Origin of the sequence: Haladaptatus cibarius D43, assembly GCF_000710615.1 — an archaeon.
Classification (GTDB): domain Archaea; phylum Halobacteriota; class Halobacteria; order Halobacteriales; family Haladaptataceae; genus Haladaptatus; species Haladaptatus cibarius.
The window spans coordinates 373,691-387,898 of sequence record NZ_JDTH01000001.1 but is presented as its reverse complement, the minus strand read 5'-3'; the positions used below and the strand labels follow the sequence as shown (position 1 = coordinate 387,898).

Below are 14,208 nucleotides of genomic sequence, written 5' to 3'. Positions count from 1 at the left end.
CCTGAGCCAACTGGCTCGATGAGTCAGTGACGCGCAATTTACTCCCCCCAGTCCTCTTCGAGCTCGGGTGCCCGGTCGAGGACTGGCGGGTTCACGTCGATGACTTCCAATTCCACGCCGCAGGTCGCACAGTCGATGATTTCGCCCGATTCCAAATCGTCGTGCAGGGGTACGTCCGCCCCGCACTCAACGCATTCTGCCATTGTACTCTCCCCTATCGTGCTATCGGACTTAAATCCATCGTTATTAATTATGGGAAAAGTCGCAGACCTCCGTCTCACGGCGTGAGAAGTCGAATTTCGCGGTTCGGATTAGTGTTCAAATAGATGCCCCCGGAGGGGTCGCGGCAGTTCAGACATAGTCGTTCACCTCTGTCTGTAGCAGTTCGTTCGCGGCGTCGAGCGATTCGACCAGTTCGGCCGCCACTTCTTCGTGGACGACCAGCGTCGCTTCCGCATCGCTCAGGCTTTCTGCCATCGGGTCGCCAGCGGGGCCGCCGTGCGAATCGCGCATCTCGACGCTCGTATCGGGGTCGAGCGCGGATTCGACTTCCTCACGGGGGACGTACTCCGCGAGCGGTGCGCCGAGCACGTCTTTCGCCGCGGAATCCAACGCGTCGTAGTCCGCCTCGCCCGCCGTCGCAACCAGTTCGTGTGCGGTGCGGAACGGCACGCCGCACATGGCCAGCAGGTCGGCGACGCCGGTTGCGGTCGAAAAGCCCTCCGCGGATTCTTCGGCCAGTACGTCCTCGTTCCACGTTGCGGTCGCCACCGCGCCCGCCGTGACCTCGACTGCGTCGGTCACGGCGTCGATGGCGTCCCACGCGTGGGGCGTCGCGCGCTGAAGGTCGCGGTTGTACGCGCGGGGAAGTCCCTTGAGCGTCGAAAGCAGACCGGACAGTCCGGCGTGCGCATCGCCCGCCACCGCACGAACCAGTTCGAGGGTGTCGGGATTTTTCTTCTGGGGCATGATGGACGACGTGGACGAGTAGTCGTCCGACAGTTCCACGAACCCGCGATTCGAGTAGATGACGAGGTCTTCCGCGATTCCGGACAGCGTCGTGGCGAGGGTCGCCAGCGCAGAAACCGTTTCTACCAGAAAATCGCGGGCAGACGAGGCGTCCATCGAGTTCCCCAAAACCGATTCGAATCCGAGCAGGTCGGCCACGCGCTCGCGGTTCACATCGAACGGCGTTCCAGCGAATGCCGCAGCGCCGAGAGGCGACTGGTTCACTCTTCCGTAGGCGTCCAGCAGGCGTTCCGTATCGCGCGAAATAGCCTGGTCGTAGGACGCGAGGAAGTGCCCGATCGTGGTTGGTTGAGCAGGCTGAAGGTGTGTGTAGCCCGGCATCACTGTATTCGCGTGCGACTCCGCCGTTTCGAGCAGTGCTTCGCGGAGTGCGAGTGTGGCATCCAGCACACCCAAAATATCCTCGCGGAGGCGATAACGGATGCAGGTCGCAACCTCGTCGTTCCTGCTTCTGGCGGTGTGCATCTTCCCGCCGTCACCCCCGACTTTCTGAACGACCGACGTTTCGATTGCGGCGTGAACGTCCTCGCCATCGGGAAGCGACCCGTGGCCATCCACTTCAACCACGTTCAGCGCGGTGAGAATCTCGCCCGCCGTTTCGTCTTCGATGATGCCCTGTTCCGCGAGCATCACGACGTGGGCGCGGTCTACCGCGAGGTCTGCCGCGAAGATGCGCTCGTCCGCGGACAGCGACGAGAGGAATGCACGGGCGGGGCCGCCGCTGAAGCGGTCGCCGCGGACGACATCACTGTCGCTGTTTCCGCCGTTTCCGCCGTTTCCGCTTTCATCGCTCCCGATTCCACTCCCTTGCTCACTCATTATTCGCCAAGCGTGACTGATAGCCGTGGTATTTCGCCACACCTGTCGCGTCGGCCTGCTCGATTTTGCCGACGGTTTCGGTGTTGAACGAAGCGGCGTCCTCGGAGTAGACGGCATACTCGCTCTCGCGGGCGACCGGACGGGCCTGTCCACCCTCGAATTTGACCGTCACCGTGCCGGTAACTTTCTCCTGCGTGGTGTCGATGAAGCCGTCGAGGGCGTCCACGAGGGGTGCAGAAAGCAGTCCCTCGTAGGCCTTTTCGGCCCACTGCTGGTCGATTCCGGTCTTCGAGGAGCGTTCTTCTTTCGTCAGCACCAAGCCTTCGAGGGCTTGGTGCGCGTTGAGAAGGGTCGTCGCCGCCGGATGTTCGTAGTTCTCGCGCACTTTCAGGCCGAGCATGCGGTCTTCCATGAGGTCGGTGCGGCCGACGCCGTGTTTGCCAGCGAGTTCGTTCAGGTATTCGATGAGTTCGACCGAATCGTAGGATTCGCCGTCGATGGCGACGGGTTTCCCGTTCTCGAACTCGATTTCGGCGAGTTCGGTTTCGGCACCCGGTTTCGTCGTCCACTCGTAGATGTCCTCCGGCGGAACGTAGCCTGGGTCTTCCAGATTGCCACCCTCGACGGAGCGACTCCAGAGATTCGTGTCGATGCTCCAGACGCCTTCGTTGCCGCCCTCCACGGGCAAGTCGTGGTCGTCCGCGTACTCCATCTCCCATTTGCGGGTCAGGCCGAGTTCACGCACGGGGGCGATAACTTCCAAATCGGAGGCGCGCCACACTGCCTCGAAACGCAACTGGTCGTTTCCTTTTCCGGTACAACCGTGCGCGACGGCATCGCAGTCGTTTTGCTTCGCCACGTCGAGAATCGCTTCGGCGATTACCGGGCGGGCGAGCGCTGTCCCGAGCGGATAGCCCTGATACGTCGCGTTGGCTTTCACCGCGTCGAGACACTGTTCCGCGAACGCGTCTTTCGCGTCCACAACGTAGTGTTCCAGATTGAGCGCTTCCGCGGTTTCCTCTGCCTCTGCAAATTCTTCTTCAGGTTGTCCCACGTCTACAGTGACGCCGATTACTTCGTCGTAGTCGTACTCCTCTTCGAGGAGTGGGACGCATACTGTCGTATCGAGACCGCCCGAGAAGGCGAGTGCAACGGATTTCATTGTGGACGTTGCCAAGGACTCCACCATCTTAAATTCTTCCCAAATTATTGAGAAATAATATCAGAGAATAGACTAACGGCGAGTTGGTACGGTTTGAGGGTGCGTTGAACAAACGACGGGTCGGGGTGGAATAGGTATTAATGGGACTAAAAAAGCCCCGGTCGCCGTCGCACGCAGAAGGAGTCGGATGCGGACTCGTCACTCACGACAGGGGCGACCCCGGTAGCGCGAGTCCACGACATTATCGAACCATTCTGGCTTGGATCATATAAAGACTTTCGGCGCGGCAATGGTTGCCAGCGGTTCGTTTCTGCTGGCAAGAGTTTATTACATTTCGATATAAATAGTCACGAATGCGACGACTCCCCGCCCTCCTGTTCGCCTTCCTCGTCGTGACTTCCGGCTGTGCGGAGTACATCCCGTGGATGCAACAGTCACCGGAACCGGAGACGAACACTCAGGCCGACGTGAATCCGCCACCCGGCGCAAACACGCAGTGGATATTCGATGCCGAGCGACTGCTCTCCACGCACGACTCCATCCTTGCGAAAACGAACTACAGAAAACAGGTTCGCATTCGGCCGAATCACAGCCTCGGCCCGCGAGAGTGGACGAATTTAACACTCGATGCGCACGTCGGGAAGGAACGAATCCGAATCGACCAGCGCGGTAGAGGGCCCAGTTTCGGCGAGCAAGGTTCATACACAGCGTATCTGTCGGAGAATAGGTCGATATGGCACGTCCTACCGCGTGAAGAGAGGCCATATCATTCCGAATGGAATTTACATCTTGCGGTTCGCAAGGACATTCAGAGCAACGACCAGATGAACCGGATTCTTTCGAGTTCGGATTTTATGTGGAACGGAACGACGGTTCGTAACGGAACGAAACTGTATCGGTACGAATCGAGTTCCGACACCGAACTTCCCGACACGAAATCCCTCTCGGCAACCGTGTTCGTGGACGAGCGAGGATTCATTCACGAAGTTTCGGGAACGCTCCAAACGACCGGTAGTCGTTCCGTCACGGCTAATTTCTCGTACGAATTTTCCGAAGTAGCTTCTCTGCCGACGGAACCCGAATGGGCCGAGAAAGTGCCACAGATGAGCATGAACTTCGAATCCGGCAGTATCACTATCGAACACGAAGGCGGTGCAGTCGTTCCCGCGGGAACGACCATCCAATTCACTTTGATGAATAATTCGGACACCGCACCGGGGACGGTTCAACTGTCGAAGCCACTCGAACCGGGAGATACCGCGCAGATCACCGTCCAAGGAATCCAGGAGGACGAACACGAACGACTCACGGCTGACGGAACTGTAGCAGTAAACCAGCCACCAGTGAACGAATCTTTGAATCCCTATTCCGATTGGGGCGTACATGTCGGTATCATCACCGACAACTGGCGATTCCAAGGTTACAGCAGGTCGTCCGAAAGAGACTGACGACGAACGCCACCCTCATATTCTCCCGGTTTCTCGAGTCGAACAGTGTACAGCCTCAACGTTCCCGTTCCCGGCGAAGTTGCCCGACTCGCGGAGGAACTCCGACCATCGCTCTACCAGTTCGACACTGTGCGCGACCAGCACACCTTGGTCGCCAAGCGATTCGGCAACCGCGACGACTACGACCGGCTCGAAATGCAGGTTCGAACCGCGCTCGCCGGTTCGCCCGCCTTCGAGGCACGAATCGCGGAAATAGATAGGTTCGAAAATCCGGCACGGGGCGATGGGCCCGTGGTCTATCTCGCGGTCGAAAGCCCCGGCTTGCGAAAACTTCACCGCGAACTGATTTCCGAGTTCGACTGCATCGAGGGAATCGAAGGCGACGACTACGTTCCGCACGTGACGCTCGCCCGTGGTGGAAATCTCGATGTAGCCCAGCAACTCACAGAACGCGAAATCGACCCGATTACGTGGAATGTCACGCGACTACAGCTCTGGGATGCGACCTACGACGAACCGACCGCGACGATTTCGCTTCCTGCGTAATTCGCTTGACGGAACCGGATTCACCATTCACTGCGGTTTCGGCGGTTCCTCGTCCCACGCATCCTTGTCTGTAAAGAAGTTCAGCATGGCGAATTTGAGTTTTTCCGGGGCGATGTCCAGCATCTCCTCTCGCTCTTCCGTCGGGAAGGTTTCTCGGACGCTGTACTTGCCCATCTCTCGGACGCTTTTTTCGGTGTAGCGTTTGTCCAACAGCACCCTGATGCCGAAATCCTCGGGCGAGCGAATTACTCGTCCGAGTGCCTGTCGCGTCTTCCGAATCGTCGGAATCTCGACGGCGTACTCCCAGCCCGAATTTCGTCCGGAGCGGTCGGCGAACACCCTGTCGTAGGCATCCTGCACGGCATCCATCCGGTCGTCCAGATGCGGGTATGGAACGCCGACGACAACGACAGTTCGAGCGTCGTTTCCGTCGAAGCTGACGCCCTCGGCCAGCGTCCCCCAGAGCGAGGTAAAGAGAACGCCGTTCGAATCACTGGTGAACCGCTGGCGGAGTTCTTCGACGGGCGTTCCTGCCTCATCGAAGTACAGGGTTCCGTCGATTCGGTTTCGCACGAGGTCGCGGTAGCGTTCTGCCTCGCTGTAACTCGGGAAGAAGACGAGCGTATTCCCGGCGGTGAATTTGACGGTGTCGGTCAGCACGTCCGCGATGGTTTGTTGGGTTTCCTGCTCGCTCCGCTCGCTAGCGAACAACGCGGGCGATTCGACGGCGAAGGTTCGGCGGTTTTCCTCGGGAAATTGGAGTCCGTAGGCTAGCGTGACTGGCTCCGTGAGTCCCAGTACGTCGGACAACACGTCGAATGGACGCAGAGTCGCGCTCATCAAAACTGTCGCATACACCTCATCGAAGAGGGCTTTCGTCACTTCGCGCGGGATGCAAGTGTAGAGTTCTGCGCGTCCGTACACTTCGTCGGTGCCTTCGTCGCGCCGAACCGCGGCAACCGGGTACTGGCCGAGTTCGGCCCCCTCGTCCATGTAGGATTTGACGAAGTTCGCGGCCTGAAGCGTCTGACACTCCTGTCGGGTTTTCGCGTCGCCTTCTTTGTACGCCTCCTCGTACTGCTGGTCGAGTTCTTTGGCAAGGCCGAGCGCGTCGTCCAGTTCGTCGTCGATTCCCTTCCCGGTGTACTCTTGGAGGAAGTTGAGGGTGAGGTCGTCGCGCTTGTTCTCGTTTGCTACCGGCACGTCCTGCCAGTTTTCGCCGATTGTCTCTCGCTCGCCGAATCCGAACGAATCCTCGTAGGTCGCTTTCAGCGCGCGCTGAAATGCGGCGAGAACGTTGAATCCGGACTCGCTTCGGAAGTCGTCGCTCTCCTGCAACTCGTCCAGTGCGCTGTCGAGGGTGTTCTCCGTAAGGGTTCTGGAGGCGTGGTCGCGCGCCGTCCCCTCGATGTTGTGCGCCTCGTCGAAGATGGTGATAACGTCCTCCGGGTCGCGGTCTAACCACCGGAAGAACTGCTCGCGTATCATCGGGTCGAGGAGGTGGTGGTAGTTGCAGACGACCAAATCGACGCCCTCCATGCCGTCTTTCAGCAGTTCGTAGCCGCACATCCCCTGTTGCTCTGCGTACTCGTAAATGTCGTCGGGCGTCCGAACGTCCTTGTAGAGCCACTGGTAGAACTCGCCCGTGTCTTCGGTGAGATTGTTGTAGTAGTAGTCACAGACGTTCGCTTCGCGCAGGTTCTCGACTTCGTCCTGAATCTGGTCGAGTTCGTCCATCACCGCACTTCGTGCCTCTGCGGCGGTTTCGTCGCCATCCTGCATCACTTCGAGCAGTTCGCGCTGGCGCTGTTCGAGTTCCTGTTTGTCGCGTTCCTTATCCACGACTTCGTAGGTGTTGTCCCGGAGTACCTGACACTCCTGGTAGTCCACGTCGATGTGGCACATCGACCCCTTCCCGCGGAAAACGACGGCACGAAGGGGTTCGTTTTCGTTGATTTCGCGCGCCTCGGTCACGAACTGGCGCATCTGCTGGTGGACGTTGGTCGTGATAACCACTGTTTTGTCCTCCTCGCGGGCGAACTCCAGCGCGGGCGCGAGCGACGAGAGGGTTTTTCCCGTCCCGCAGGCACCCTCGAAAACCACGTCCTGTCCGCGAGCCAGTCCGTTGTAGATACGGTCCATCGCCTCCTGCTGGTTGTCGTAGGGCGACTCGTAGGGAAAGAACCGCATATACTCGTTCGTCGTGGACACGATACGGAGTATTCGCGGCTTGGTTCAAAAAGTCTTGCCTACGTGAGAGATACGCATCGTCCGGTGTGCTACCGTGATCTTCTCGAAAACTCTATTTTTTGTTTGCTTGTGGGGGATTCACTGTGTTTCGTTTATTTCTGTGTTGCTAACTACTGCCGACTCCAATCAAACCGCCACTGCACCGCCCCGTGCCACGTCATCCCCAACCGATTCCCTCGTCGATCTGCTCCTTCGTACCTTTCAGTCACTCAGTCATCCACCGGAAGACGTTCCTGCTCACTACGTTGCGCGGCCTGCGACTTCCGAGCCTTCCGTCACTTCGTTCGGAAGACCTCGCGCGGGCGAACCGCGGGTTCGCCGTCGCGCGCCAAGTGGTTCGTCCAAATTCGCGAATTTTCACATAATCCAATGGCGCGTGCGTCGGGAGGCTTGCGGGTATCCCGCAGGCCTCCCGATTATCACGCGAGGGGCGACTGAGTGACTGAGAGGAACGGAGGAGTCGGTTGGGGAGGCGTGAGGGCTGTTGGGGAGGCGGTGCGGTTTCAGTGGAGTCGGTAATTGATGACTGCTCTTCAACAAAAACTATAATACTCATGTATATTGGCAACTATTCAACAAAGCCTGAAATTCTCACAGCAGTCATACACAATGTCTCAAACCCAAAAAACAGCACAGAACGTGTTTATGCCACAGATTCCGATGTCTCCGCTACTTGCACTTCGGGTTCGATGTACACCTTTTTCACGTGTTCGTTCGCCTTGAACAGGTCGTTTTCGAGGGCGGTAATTCGGTCGTCTATCTCACCCGTGTCGAGTTCCGGGTCGAACGCCACGTCGCCAGCGACGAGGGCTCTCCCCGGGCCGAAGTAGACGGTTCGGAAGTCAATAATCTCGACGACGCCATCCGCCTCGGCAAGCATCGTGCGGAGCACGTCTTCGTCCTCCTTCGGAAGGCTCTCGCCGAGGAGCAACCGTTTATTCTCCCACGCGAGGGCGACGGCGAAGCTCATCAGCATGAGGCCAATGATCAGGGCAGACGCCGCATCGTACATCGGATTGCCGGTGTATCGGGTGAGGAACACACCGAAAAGCGCGATTCCCGCCCCGCCGAGGGCGATGGCGTCCTCGGTGAGCGCCGTCAGAGTCGTCACGTTGCTGGTTTTGCGGAAGGCTTCGCGAAAGCCGCTCCAATTCCGGCGATTGATTTCGATTTTCATCGCCTTGTACGCCTTGGCGAACGCGTAGGTTTCGAACAGGATGGCCGCAATGAGGACGGCGTAGTTGACGTACACCGCGTCGAACGTGAACGAGAGGAGGGTCACGTCAGCAATCTCTTCCATGTGCGGATTCATCAGCGCGTGATACCCGTGTTTCGCGCTCTCCCATCCAGCGATACCGAACAGGAGGACGCTCACGAGAAAGCTGTAGAAAAACTGCGCCTTGCCGAATCCGAAGGGGTGGCCGCGGGTCGCTTCGCGCCCGCTGTACCGGATTCCGATGAGAAGGAAGATCTGATTCCCGGTGTCGGAGATGGAGTGATACGTCTCCGAGAGCATCGCCGGACTCATCGTGAGGAGATACCCGACAAACTTCAGCACGGCAATTGCCCCGTTCGCAAAGAGGGCGGCAATCACCACGGATTTGCTACTCGCCATTACCGAATAGCCTCGCGGAGGTGTCAAAGACCTTGCGACGGGAAATTCTGCACAAGAAAGGAGCACGGCGGAACACGCAAGGTAGTTCGATTCTAACGCGGGAGTATGATTACTATCGTCTCCGACACGCACAGCGAGACGGGCCACGAACTCACCGGCCGAACCCTGGAGGCCGTCCGCGAGGCCGACCTCGTCGTTCACGCCGGGGATTTCACGACCGAGGCTGCGCTCTCTGCCTTCGAATCGGAGAGCAACCGACTGGTCGCGGTTCACGGCAACAACGCGACGCCGGGAGTGCTCGACCGACTGCCGAAAGTGCAAACGTTCGAAGAAAACGGCGTTCGGTTCGTCGTCGTCCATCGCCACCGTAGCGGGAGTACGGGATTGGAACTACTCGGACGCGAGCGAGACGCGGACGTGGTTATTTTCGGCCACTCGCATCGACATCTCGTAGAAGACACTGGCGAGGTGTTGTTGTTGAATCCGGGCAGTCACGCCCAACCGCGGGGCGGATTTCGGACACATCTCGAATTGGAACCGCGGAAGGAGGGCTTTGGTGGTGGGGTTCGTCGTGGGGATGGAGAACTTCTTCAGGAGTTCTCCGTTGGAGGGATGGTGGAAAGCTGATGGCGTTCGCGGAGGGCCGAAGCAGGGCGGTTCCGTTTCATCATATGCAGGCCGGGATAATGTACTCTTGGTAAACTCAAAAAAGCGTTTTAGTTATCGGTTTCACACCGGAAATCTCTGTCAGTCTCTGATAACGTACCACCAGACGGCACTGAGCGCGAGAACCAACGCCCCTCCTGCGAAGAACAGCACTCCCGGTGGAATCGTGGCGATGACGCTATCTGCGGCGGTCTGAGCCGGTTCAGAAGATTGGACGCTAAACGTTCCCCCGCCACCCGTGTCCGAACTTTCCGCCGCCTGTTCGCCGATTCCCAACATTCCTTCCGTGACGGCGTACTGAATCACCGCGCTGACCGCACCGAGCAGAACTGCCACGCCGAGGACACGAGAAAGGGCGTCTTTGAGTCCCGTGGTCTGGTCTTCGCGCCCGGCGAACAGGATGAGCGGGCCGTCGGTCGGCGCGTACACTTTCATCTCTCTGCCTTTCTCGGAGTAGATGGTGTCCACGGCGGAGATGAGTTCTGCGTCCTCCAACTTCTGAAGGTGATACTGGGCGTTCTGGAGCGAGGTATCGACTTCGTCGCTCAGTTCGGACGCAGTGGCGGGTTGGTCGTGAAGTGCGGAAAGGAGGCTCCGGGCGGTTCCTGACGAGAGTGCCCCGAGCAAATCGTCGGCGTCGTCGCTATCGACGCCGAGTACCCGCGGGTTGCCGCCCGTCGGGGGTTCTACGTCCGTGCTGGAGGGCAAGAGGTCTGCCATATTTATGCGTATGAAACTGCTCGTCAATCAACTTTGTCACTAGCACGGCGAAACGAATTTGGTTCGTGAACTGATAGGCACGGGTATGCAACCAATCGACATCATCGGAGAGTACATCGGCGACCCCGTGTTCGTCGGCCTTCTCGTCGCCATCCTCGCGTTCGTCTTCTTCATCTACCTGTTCATCCGCCGGACACTCACTGGATTTCAGGAAGGAGTACAGAAAGGCCAGCGGTAGTCGAATTACGATTTACTTCCGGTGAACTGATTGGCAACCACGCCACCTACGCCGACGAAGAGGCCGAGCCACAGCGTTATCACTGCCCATTCATATGAAAATACCACATCGCCGAGGATGGCGACTCCGCCAAACAGCACGAACAAAATTCCGAGGAGGAGGAAGTCCGTCGTTTTCATACCTCACTGTGTAATTGGTAAATCAAATACTTTCTGCTGGTTGAGCACGAACCGGCTGTCGAGCCAATTCCATTTAGAGCGCGTCTCGAACGTTCCCGGCCGCAACTTCCACGTCCTCCCTGCTCACGTCCCAGTGCGTACAGAATCGGGCGACGTGCGTGTCGAACTGCGTGCCGAGAACGCCCATCTCCTCGCAGGCGGTGAGGAATTTATCCGCCGTCAGTCCGGCGTCTTCAGTGTTCACGAGAACGATGTTCGTTTCCGGAGATTGCACCGAAAGGCCCTCGACATCAGTCAATCCCTCGGCGAGAACGCGCGCGTTTTCGTGGTCGTCCGCGAGGCGTGAGACGTTGTCGAGCGCCAACAGTCCCGGCCCGGCCAGCAGGCCGACCTGCCGCATTCCGCCGCCGAACAGCTTTCGCGTGCGGCGTGCACGCGCGATGAAATCTTCGCTTCCTGCGAGCATCGACCCGACCGGCGCGCCCAGTCCCTTCGAGAGACAGAACATCACGGAATCCACTTCCTTGGTAAATCGCGCTGGCGACACGTCGTGAGCGACGGCGGCGTTACAGACTCGTGCCCCGTCCAAGTGAACCGGAACACCGATTTCGTGGGCCGCCTCCGCTGCGGCGTCGATTTTTTCGGGGGAAATCGCAACGCCGCCCTTGCTGTTGTGCGTATTTTCGAGGCTTAAAAGACCAGTTCCGGGGCGATGTGCGTCTTCCTCGACGTAGCCCGATTTCACTTGTTCAGGCGTTGGAATCCCTCGGTCGCCGCCGTTGAGGGTTCTGACTTGCAAGCCTGCGTGTTGGGCCAATCCACCGAGTTCCCATTTGAAAACGTGGCTCTCGCGCTCCACGAGGATTTCCTGTCCGCGGTCGGTGTGGACGCGCGCGGCAATTTGATTGCCCATCGTTCCCGTCGGAACGTAGAGCGCAGATTCCGTTCCCATCAACTCGGCGGCGCGAGTTTCCAGTTCGTTCACCGTCGGGTCTTCGCCGTATACGTCGTCGCCAACGTCGGCGGTGTGGGCCGATTCGCGCATCTCCTCGCTCGGTGTGGTTACCGTGTCGCTCCGAAGGTCTATCATGTCCGCCCCTTTCGCGGCGGTGGACAAATAATCGAGGGTAGGGACGAAATCGGCGTCGAGACATGATTGAGAGGAGGAGTGGGATGGAGGGTAAAACGACTCTCCGTGTTACGTATCGAAAGCGGTTTCCGGCATCCATGAAATCGATTATCATGGACTCTCGGATTCGGAAACACGCCGAAATCATCGTTGACCACTCTCTCGACATCGACGCGGGCGACAAGGTCGTCCTTCGCGTTCCGTCGGTTGCCGACGACCTCGCAATCGCACTGTCCGAACTGCTCGGTGAGCGCGGTGCCTTCCCCCTCGTCACCGCTGGACGCCGCGACCGAAAACGCGCCGCATTTCTCAAATCTATCGACCCCGACGCGCTCGACACGCCAGCGCACGAAAAGGCACTGTTCGAGGCGGCAGACGCAGTGGTTCACGTTCGCGCACACGAGAACGCCTCGGACATGAGCGACGTAGACGCGGAAACCCACGCGGCGTACAACCAAGCGCATCAGCCGGTACAGGAAGAAATCCTCGCGATGCCGTGGTGTCTCACACAACATCCATCGCCGGGAAGCGCGCAGTTGGCCGAGATGAGCACCGAATCCTACGAGGAGTTCGTCTACGGCGCGATGAACAAAGATTGGGACGAACAGCGCGAGTTCCAGCAGGGGATGGTCAAAATCTTGGACGCTGGGGACGAAGTTCGAATCGTTTCGGGCGACACCACCGACCTCACGATGTCCATTACGGACATGAAGACCATCAACGACCACGGGAAGAATAACCTGCCCGGCGGCGAAGTGTTCACCGCGCCGGTTCCCGATTCGGTCGAAGGTGAAGTGCTGTTCGACAAACCGCTCGTTCATCAGGGGCATATCGTGGAGGGCGTTTGGCTGAAATTCGAGGAGGGAGAAGTCGTTAACTTTAGCGCCGAAAAGAACGAGGAAGTGCTCGCGGGCGTTCTCGACACGGACGACGGCGCGCGCCGACTCGGCGAACTCGGCGTCGGTATGAACCGCGATATCGACCGGTTCACCTACAACATGCTCTTTGACGAGAAGATGGGCGACACTATCCACCTCGCCATCGGCATGGCCTATGACATCTGTGTACCCGAAAGTCAGGAACAGAACGAAAGCGCAGTTCACGTCGATATGATAGTCGATATGAGCGAAGAATCGCGGATAGAAGTGGACAGCGAAGTCGTTCAGCGGGACGGAACGTTCACGTTCGAGGAATAGCGCGAAATCAGCGACACGCCGATATTCGACCCATATGTCAATGTATTTTAATCTGGGCGAAAAATAGCGTGCCTACTACGCAGGCATGAATGTAATTTTTAGTACATATAGAAAACGCCTTTCGGTATTTTCCTATATAATTGTTGTGGCCCGCGTAATTTAAGTGGCTCCGGTAGCATAGCAATTATCGTGTCAAAAGTACCCTGTCCAGACTGTCGTCGGAAAATCGCGTTCCACGAGCTGGAAACAAAGACTATCGCCCAGTCGAGTGGGTTCGCAACAAACTACCGCTGTCCGTTCTGCCGCAACGCTATCGAAAACGTCGCCGAACTGTTGTAACTCCGCTACCGAAACGGAGACAGCAGTCGCGAAAGCGACTGCGATAGCGCCCGCGACAGTAATCGCGCACGTAGTCGTTCCCCGCCGATTTCGTGTTTCCCGAGCATCTCGTGTCCATTCCGCGCCCAGTCTAGCGTCGCCGTCGAGTAGCGCGCACCCGGAAAGTCGTCGGCCATGCCCCACGCGAGAAACGGCGCGTTGAAAGTCGTTTCCGTTCGCACGGAACAGGTTAATGTGCCGTTACTCCCCATCTTCTCTCATGCTCGAAATTTTCTACGACCCGAACCGTTTTTTCGAGGAGCGAACGCCGCTCTCCGTGATTCCGCCCGCAACAGTCGTTTTATTGGCAAGTCTCGTGGCCGCGCTTTCGACGGTGGCAACGGTCGTGCAAGCAACAGACCGATCAGTTATCATGTCGATTCTAACCGCCATTCTGAACGTGCCGCTTTCGTTTATCTGGGATTTGCTGCTGCTCGGAATCTACAGCACAGTCCTCTACGTTCTCGCTTCGTCAACCTTCGAAGGTGATGGGTCGTTCAGCGCGACCATCAAGGTTGCCGGCTGGGGCTTTCTCCCGCTTATCTTCTCGCGTCCGCTGACGACGCTTTCTTACACATCCGAACTACAGTTCAGCCCGTGGCTTCCCTTCGCCATCAGTGTGCTCTCTATTCTTTGGCAGGGCGCGATTTGGTCGTTCGGACTCCGGCACACGCACGACCTTTCACGCCAAGATGCGGCGTTTGCGGCGGGCGTTCCCGTCACGCTGATGCTCGCGCTCGCCCTGCGCGGAGTCGTCTAAGTCATCACGAGTGCAACGATTCTGCTCCGCGTGCTTCTGAACTATTTTATCCGAAGACGAACAACCCCCGAGC

The 14,208-nt window shown here is 58.3% G+C and carries 15 protein-coding genes; 6 read left to right on the top strand and 9 right to left on the bottom strand.

Annotated elements, in window-relative coordinates; all coding sequences use genetic code 11:
• Positions 1–38: 38 nt before the first annotated feature.
• From lysW to HL45_RS01975, 3 genes are all read right to left on the bottom strand, one after another.
• Positions 39–203: a lysine biosynthesis protein LysW gene (lysW, locus tag HL45_RS01985; protein ID WP_049969434.1), complete on the bottom strand. Its 165-nt coding sequence runs from the start codon at positions 201–203 to the stop codon at positions 39–41.
• Positions 204–351: 148 nt separating this feature from the next.
• Positions 352–1,848: an argininosuccinate lyase gene (gene argH / locus HL45_RS01980; RefSeq protein ID WP_049969433.1), complete on the bottom strand. Its 1,497-nt coding sequence runs from the start codon at positions 1,846–1,848 to the stop codon at positions 352–354.
• A complete protein-coding gene (locus HL45_RS01975) occupies positions 1,841–3,010 on the bottom strand; it encodes an argininosuccinate synthase (RefSeq protein ID WP_049970053.1) in 1,170 nt (389 codons plus the stop codon). Before HL45_RS01975 ends, argH begins: the two co-directional genes overlap by 8 nt.
• A 353-nt stretch (positions 3,011–3,363) precedes the next feature.
• Between HL45_RS01975 and HL45_RS01970 the strand changes: the two genes are divergently transcribed.
• Entirely contained in the window at positions 3,364–4,458 is a 1,095-nt protein-coding gene (locus HL45_RS01970; protein ID WP_049969432.1) for a hypothetical protein, read from the top strand.
• Between the two features lie 45 nt (positions 4,459–4,503).
• Positions 4,504–5,004 (top strand): 2'-5' RNA ligase family protein, encoded by a 501-nt coding sequence (locus HL45_RS01965; protein WP_049969431.1) that lies wholly within the window; start codon positions 4,504–4,506, stop codon positions 5,002–5,004.
• A gap of 27 nt (positions 5,005–5,031) precedes the next feature.
• Here HL45_RS01965 and HL45_RS01960 read toward each other — a convergent pair whose 3' ends face one another.
• Together HL45_RS01960 and HL45_RS01955 are read right to left on the bottom strand one after the other, a co-directional pair.
• On the bottom strand, positions 5,032–7,215 hold the full coding sequence (locus HL45_RS01960) for an ATP-dependent DNA helicase (RefSeq protein ID WP_049969430.1): 2,184 nt from the start codon (positions 7,213–7,215) through the stop codon (positions 5,032–5,034).
• A gap of 682 nt (positions 7,216–7,897) precedes the next feature.
• Positions 7,898–8,869 (bottom strand): cation diffusion facilitator family transporter, encoded by a 972-nt coding sequence (locus tag HL45_RS01955; protein ID WP_049969429.1) that lies wholly within the window; start codon positions 8,867–8,869, stop codon positions 7,898–7,900.
• 105 nt (positions 8,870–8,974) lie between these two features.
• Between HL45_RS01955 and HL45_RS01950 the strand changes: the two genes are divergently transcribed.
• A complete protein-coding gene (locus HL45_RS01950; RefSeq protein WP_049969428.1) occupies positions 8,975–9,496 on the top strand; it encodes a metallophosphoesterase in 522 nt (173 codons plus the stop codon).
• Positions 9,497–9,616: 120 nt separating this feature from the next.
• Here the strand turns inward: HL45_RS01950 and HL45_RS01945 are convergent, their stop codons facing one another.
• Positions 9,617–10,255 (bottom strand): ArsR/SmtB family transcription factor, encoded by a 639-nt coding sequence (locus tag HL45_RS01945; protein WP_049969427.1) that lies wholly within the window; start codon positions 10,253–10,255, stop codon positions 9,617–9,619.
• Positions 10,256–10,340: 85 nt separating this feature from the next.
• Between HL45_RS01945 and HL45_RS21060 the strand changes: the two genes are divergently transcribed.
• The gene (locus tag HL45_RS21060) at positions 10,341–10,493 is read left to right on the top strand and encodes a DUF7859 family protein (RefSeq protein ID WP_162833836.1); all 153 of its coding nucleotides are present in this window, start codon (positions 10,341–10,343) and stop codon (positions 10,491–10,493) included.
• Between the two features lie 5 nt (positions 10,494–10,498).
• On the opposite strand, the gene HL45_RS20675 is transcribed toward HL45_RS21060, so the two are convergent.
• Complete coding sequence (locus tag HL45_RS20675; protein ID WP_158413647.1) at positions 10,499–10,672, bottom strand: hypothetical protein; 174 nt, start codon at positions 10,670–10,672, stop codon at positions 10,499–10,501.
• Positions 10,673–10,745: 73 nt separating this feature from the next.
• A complete protein-coding gene (locus HL45_RS01940; protein WP_049969426.1) occupies positions 10,746–11,762 on the bottom strand; it encodes a threonine aldolase family protein in 1,017 nt (338 codons plus the stop codon).
• A 152-nt stretch (positions 11,763–11,914) separates the two neighbouring features.
• Here HL45_RS01940 and HL45_RS01935 point away from each other — a divergent pair, with 152 nt between their 5' ends.
• Positions 11,915–12,997, top strand: a complete 1,083-nt coding sequence (locus HL45_RS01935) for an aminopeptidase (protein WP_049970052.1) — start codon at positions 11,915–11,917, stop codon at positions 12,995–12,997.
• Positions 12,998–13,341: 344 nt separating this feature from the next.
• Here HL45_RS01935 and HL45_RS20670 read toward each other — a convergent pair whose 3' ends face one another.
• Complete coding sequence (locus HL45_RS20670) at positions 13,342–13,587, bottom strand: hypothetical protein (RefSeq protein ID WP_049969425.1); 246 nt, start codon at positions 13,585–13,587, stop codon at positions 13,342–13,344.
• Positions 13,588–13,595: 8 nt separating this feature from the next.
• Here HL45_RS20670 and HL45_RS01925 point away from each other — a divergent pair, with 8 nt between their 5' ends.
• Positions 13,596–14,135, top strand: a complete 540-nt coding sequence (locus tag HL45_RS01925) for a YIP1 family protein (protein ID WP_049969424.1) — start codon at positions 13,596–13,598, stop codon at positions 14,133–14,135.
• The last annotated feature ends 73 nt before the right edge of the window (positions 14,136–14,208 follow it).

Excerpts from the sequence above, each read along its gene's own strand:
- lysW (WP_049969434.1), bottom strand. The coding sequence starts at position 203 with ATGGCAGAATGCGTTGAGTGCGGGGCGGACGTACCCCTGCACGACGAT.
- argH (WP_049969433.1), bottom strand. The coding sequence starts at position 1,848 with ATGAGTGAGCAAGGGAGTGGAATCGGGAGCGATGAAAGCGGAAACGGC.
- HL45_RS01975 (WP_049970053.1), bottom strand. The coding sequence starts at position 3,010 with ATGAAATCCGTTGCACTCGCCTTCTCGGGCGGTCTCGATACGACAGTA.
- HL45_RS01970 (WP_049969432.1), top strand. The coding sequence starts at position 3,364 with ATGCGACGACTCCCCGCCCTCCTGTTCGCCTTCCTCGTCGTGACTTCC.
- HL45_RS01955 (WP_049969429.1), bottom strand. The coding sequence starts at position 8,869 with ATGGCGAGTAGCAAATCCGTGGTGATTGCCGCCCTCTTTGCGAACGGG.
- HL45_RS01950 (WP_049969428.1), top strand. The coding sequence starts at position 8,975 with ATGATTACTATCGTCTCCGACACGCACAGCGAGACGGGCCACGAACTC.
- HL45_RS01945 (WP_049969427.1), bottom strand. The coding sequence starts at position 10,255 with ATGGCAGACCTCTTGCCCTCCAGCACGGACGTAGAACCCCCGACGGGC.
- HL45_RS21060 (WP_162833836.1), top strand. The coding sequence starts at position 10,341 with ATGCAACCAATCGACATCATCGGAGAGTACATCGGCGACCCCGTGTTC.
- HL45_RS20675 (WP_158413647.1), bottom strand. The coding sequence starts at position 10,672 with ATGAAAACGACGGACTTCCTCCTCCTCGGAATTTTGTTCGTGCTGTTT.
- HL45_RS01940 (WP_049969426.1), bottom strand. The coding sequence starts at position 11,762 with ATGATAGACCTTCGGAGCGACACGGTAACCACACCGAGCGAGGAGATG.
- HL45_RS01935 (WP_049970052.1), top strand. The coding sequence starts at position 11,915 with ATGGACTCTCGGATTCGGAAACACGCCGAAATCATCGTTGACCACTCT.
- HL45_RS20670 (WP_049969425.1), bottom strand. The coding sequence starts at position 13,587 with ATGGGGAGTAACGGCACATTAACCTGTTCCGTGCGAACGGAAACGACT.
- HL45_RS01925 (WP_049969424.1), top strand. The coding sequence starts at position 13,596 with ATGCTCGAAATTTTCTACGACCCGAACCGTTTTTTCGAGGAGCGAACG.